The sequence below is a fragment of the Candidatus Marinimicrobia bacterium CG08_land_8_20_14_0_20_45_22 genome (assembly GCA_002774355.1).
Taxonomy (GTDB): domain Bacteria; phylum Fidelibacterota; class UBA2242; order UBA2242; family UBA2242; genus 0-14-0-20-45-22.
The window spans coordinates 1-5,235 of sequence record PEYN01000105.1 but is presented as its reverse complement, the minus strand read 5'-3'; the positions used below and the strand labels follow the sequence as shown (position 1 = coordinate 5,235).

At 50.2% G+C, this 5,235-nt stretch carries 4 protein-coding genes; all 4 read left to right on the top strand.

Annotated features, from left to right (window positions below):
* A partial coding sequence (locus tag COT43_06280; GenBank protein ID PIS28504.1) for a hypothetical protein occupies positions 1 to 1,494 on the top strand: 1,494 nt, incomplete at its 5' end.
* An 11-nt stretch (positions 1,495 to 1,505) separates the two neighbouring features.
* A complete protein-coding gene (locus tag COT43_06275) occupies positions 1,506 to 2,534 on the top strand; it encodes a hypothetical protein (GenBank protein ID PIS28503.1) in 1,029 nt (342 codons plus the stop codon).
* On the top strand, positions 2,534 to 4,930 hold the full coding sequence (locus COT43_06270; GenBank protein ID PIS28502.1) for a glycosyl transferase family 36: 2,397 nt from the start codon (positions 2,534 to 2,536) through the stop codon (positions 4,928 to 4,930). The genes COT43_06275 and COT43_06270 overlap by 1 nt, the downstream gene beginning before the upstream one ends.
* An 87-nt stretch (positions 4,931 to 5,017) precedes the next feature.
* The coding region (locus COT43_06265) for a hypothetical protein (GenBank protein ID PIS28501.1) at positions 5,018 to 5,235 on the top strand (218 nt) is incomplete at its 3' end.

Sequence of the window (5,235 nt, the reverse complement as noted above, 5' to 3'; positions counted from 1 at the left end):
TTTGCCAATCCGGAAACCGGCGGCTACGATTTCGAAGGCTACCGGATTTACCGAGCCAGCGATGAGGCTTTCAACGACGATTATATCATCACCAACGGTTATGGTGAAGCGACCTTTTACGACCCGCTGGCCTATTTCGATCTGGTGGACAGTGTCAAGGATTTCTTCGAAATAGATGTAGATGGAGTCAAATATTTTCTTGGTTCCGATAATGGGCTGAAACATTCCTATGTCGATACCGATGTGGAGAACGGAAAGACCTACTATTATGCAGTGGTGTCCTACGATCAGGGTTGGGCGGCAAAATATATCTTGCCGTCGGAATGTACCAAGACCATTTTTAAGGATACTTACGGAACCGTAAAGACCGATAAGAATACGGCGGTCGTGATTCCCAATGCCCCGGCGGCGGGTTACGTTGCTCCGCAAACGGCTGACGGCATCGTGAAATTGCAGGGCTGGGGCAGCGGTGATGTTCTGCTGGATTTTCTCGATCCGGCTCTGGTAACCGACAGCGAATATTTAATCAGGTTCGACGACACGACCCATCCCGATACGATTACCTATTCCCTGTTTGAACTGACCACGGATTACGACACGGTCGCGGTTTTCGAGGAATCGACGGCATTGAGTGGCGAAGATACTAATCCTATGTTCAATGGTATGCGGCTGTGCGTGGTCAATGACGCCGTGGCCTACAACGACACTTTTTCGGTCTGGAAAGATGGCTCGCAATCGAACTTAGTGTATTATGCCACATTGAACAGTTATTGGGATGACAAACTGGAAGAGCGTGTCGCCAATTTTCCGACGCGTTATGAAATACAGTTCGGCGTGATCGACAGTTCGTATTTAAAGTCAGTTTTTAGGCACAAAACCAACTTCCGGGTCTGGGATGTGATCGCCAATAAGAAAGTACGCGCCTATCTCTGGGAACCGGCCGATCAAAAAGACAGCCTGCTTTCACCGGGCGATTATATCCAGATGCATTTTCAGGAAGAACGTTACACCCGCGAAACCTGGAAGATAAATTTTGTGGCGCCCGATGATGCCGATCCAATCCTGCCCGGCATTGGTGATACGGCGGTAATTGCAATTGACCTGCCCTTTCGGAGCGGCGATAATTATACTTTTAAAACCTTTGCCGCCGTAGATGATGTCGTCCAGGCGAAGCAAAATATCAATAAAGTTGCGGTAGTCCCCAATCCCTATGTGGCGGCCGCTCCGTGGGAGCCGCGCCAGACGCTGGCTTCCGGGCGCGGAGAACGACTAATTTATTTCATTCATTTACCGAGTCACTGTACGATTCGGATTTACACCATGAGCGGTGACCATGTTAAAACCTTGTACCATAACGAAACCGCCGAAGACGGCGCCGAACCGTGGAATCTGACTACTAAAGACGGGCTAGATCTGGCGGCCGGCGTCTATTTCTTTCATGTAGATGCCGGTGAATCCGGGCAGTTTACCGGAAAATTCGCGATTATTAAATAGGGTAAACGGCGATGAAGAAAATCAAAACAATTCAGCGATTTCTGACGGTAGTGAGTCTTGTCAGCTTATTGTCATTACCCTGTTTCGGAAAGATTACCAAGGTCGGCACGACCATGGGTCAATTTCTCAAGATCGGTCTGGGGGCCCGCAGTACCGGAATGGGCGGCGCCGTGGTGGCCTCGGTCAACGATGCCTCGGCGCTTTACTGGAATCCAGCGGTGATTGCCGATTTTCAAAAGCGGAAAGCCCTGGCGTCCTACACCAATTGGTTTCTCGATACTGAGATTGCTTACACCGGTGTGGCGCTTCCGATGGACAAGATCGGAACCTTCGGCTTTTTCTTTAATTCGCTGTCAATGGGCCTGATGGATGTGCGCACCGTGGCATTGCCCGAGGGAACCGGTGAACAGTTTTCCGCCGGCGATCTGGCTATTGGCATTTCTTACGCGAAAAAATTGACCAACTTTTTCAATGTCGGTTTCAACGCAAAATATATTCGCGAAAGCATCTGGCATTGCGACGCCACCAGTCTGGCCTTCGATTTCGGCAGTCTTTACCGCACTGATAATAACCGGCTATTAATTGGTGCCTCGGTTTCCAATTTCGGCAATGAAATGCAATTTACGGGACGGGATTTGCGTATTTATTACGATCAGAGTGCCAGCGAGACCGGTGACAACGAATCCATTCCGGCCTATTACGAAACCGACAAATGGGACTTGCCGCTGACCTTCCGCATCGGCCTGGCGGTCAATCTTCCGGAATTTCCGGTCGGCGACATAGTGGCCGAAATCGATGCGATTCACCCCAACGACAACAATGAACAGGTGAATCTGGGTATTGAGTGGGATTTGAGTAAAATCCTCTTCCTGCGAACCGGCTATCAAGCGCTTTTTCAGCAGAATGCCGAACAGGGTTTGACTGCCGGCGTCGGCTTGCGATGCAAAATGTTAAACTCGTTTTTAAATGTGAATTATGCTTATGCGGATTACGGCCGCCTGGCCGGAGTCCAGCAATTTGAAATGGAGATAGAATTTTAGTGATAAAGAAACGACCGGTCAGCCGGCGCAAATTTGAGACGAAGTACGGTTATTTTTCTGAAAATGGCGACGAATATATGATCAAAACGCCCCGGACACCGAAACCCTGGATCAATGTCATTTCCAACGGGCGTTATGGACTGACCATCTCGCAAGCCGGCGGCGGCTTCAGCTGGTTGGACCATTCGGAGTTCAATCGCCTGAACCGCTGGCATCAGGATTTGGTTCGGGATGATTGGGGAAAATATATTTATTTGAAAGATACGGAAACCGGCGAGGTTTGGAATCCGGCCTGGTCCCCGTTACGCACTGAGCCGGAATTGTTCGAGTGTGCTCACGGATTCGGATACACCCGCTTTACGACGGAATATAAAGGTATCCGAACCATCCTGAACATTTTTATCCCGCTCGAGAAATCGCTGGAAGTCTGGGATATTAACGTCGAAAATATTTCCGACCGGACACGCCACATCGAACTGATTACCTATTTTGAATGGTGTCTCGGTTCCAGCGCCGATCATCATCGCGAATTTCATAAGACCTTCATCGGAACCCGCCTGGACCGTGAGCGGAATGCCGTTCTGGCGACCAAACGACTCTGGGACATCGGCGTTCCGGGGTGCGGACATTGGAATAAAAGTTATCCGTATACCGGGTTCCTGACCGCCAGCCGGCCAATATCAGATTTTGAATTTGACAAGGATACCTTTATTGGCCAGTTCGGAACCTTGCAGAACCCGGCTTTTCTGAACGAATCAGCGCGGCCACATCATCAGGGCACTTCTTATGATGCGGTCGCCGGATCGGCGGTACCTCTAACGGTTGAAGCCCGTCAAAGTACCCGGATGCATTATTTATGCGGCTTGGCCGGGAATCTGGAAGAACTGGATCAGTTTCGCACGGCGCTGAATGATTCTGCTTCCGTAGATAAAGCCTTGCAGGAAGTTCGTGCTTTCTGGGTGGATATGCTCAGCCGGAGCGAAGTTGATACGCCGGACGAATCGCTGAATTTATTGACCAACAAATGGCTGAGATATCAGGCCATTTCCGGCCGGCTCTGGGCCCGCACGGCTTATTATCAGCAAAGCGGGGCTTACGGCTTTCGCGATCAACTGCAGGATAGTCAGATATTCCTGGATAGCGATCCGAATCTGACCGCCCGCCAGATTGGCCTGCATGCCGAACACCAGTTTAAAAACGGACATGTTTTACACTGGTGGCACCCGATTACCGAAACCGGAATGGACTCAAATTTCTCTGACGATTTTCTGTGGCTGCCGTTTGTGACGCTGGGTTATCTCGAAGAGACCAACGACTGTAATTTTCTGAAACAATCGTTCGGATATTATGACGATCCCGTTGGTGGTTCCGTACTCGAACACTGTACCCGGGCGATCGATTTTGCCCTGGAGCGCCTGAGCGAAAGAGGTATTCCGCTAATTGGTTGCGGCGACTGGAATGACGGTCTCAGCGCCGCCGGCATCGACATGAAAGGCGAATCGTTCTGGGTCATTCATTTTTTATATTATATCCTGATTCGTTTTGCAGATTGGCTGAAGAAAGCGGGTGACGAACAGAAAGCCGAACATTATTTAGCTAAGGCTTCCCGGCTGAGTGAAAAATTACTGGAGTTCGGCTGGGACGGCGCTTGGTTTCGTCAGGGAACAAAGGACAATGGTGAATTGATTGGCAGTCAATCCAATCCGGAGGGGAAGATTTACCTGAATGTCCAGACCTGGAGTGTCATCGCCGGCAGTGCGCCGCCGGCATATCAGCACAAAGCCATGGCAGCAGTCGTCGAACATTTGATGAAACCAAACGGACCGCTGTTGTTGTATCCCAGCTACCACGAGCCGGACGAATACATCGGCTACCTGTCCCGCTATGCCGCCGGAATCCGCGAAAACGGCGGCGTCTATACCCACGCCGCCACCTGGGCAATCCAGGCGTTTGCCAGGGTGAACCAGGACGAATTGGCCTATCGAACATATCAGGGCATTAACCCGATTCAGAATGGAATGGAACCCGATCGCTATAAAGCCGAGCCTTATGTAACACCCGGCAATATTGACGGCCCGGATTCGGAACATTACGGCCGGGGGGGTTGGACCTGGTATACCGGTTCGGCCGCCTGGCTGCAAAAAAGTATAATGGAGTGGATTCTGGGAATCAGAGCCGGTCTGGCCGGATTAATTATCGATCCGCATATCCCGCCGGAATGGCCATCTTATCGGGTGAAAAGGTTGTTTCGCGGGACATTGTTCGACATACAGATCAAAAACGAATCCGGAAAAGCCGGAGCGGTAAAGCGCCTGATCATTGATGGAAAAACAATTATCGGCAACGTTATTCCGCCGGGTCGTAAAAAAACCTGCCGGGTGGAAGTGACTCTGTAAACAAAAACGTATGCGAGAGATTGATTGGAAAAAATTAAAAAATAACAAAGAGGAGCGGTTATGAAGCAACTCTGCCGTTTTACAATAATGCTAATTAGTGTGTTGTCGGTTTCTCTTATGGCTGATGACTTTATTTTTTTTGATGACAGTCCCTCGAATGATTCCTACGATCCCAGTTGGGGCTATGTAACCTCACCCAGTATGCTGGCGCGGGTCGGCGAGAAATTTCCCGTCAGTACGGAACATTATTTCCAGGGACAGAACAGTCTGGTGCTGGGCTGGACATCTAAAAGTGGCGGCGATTG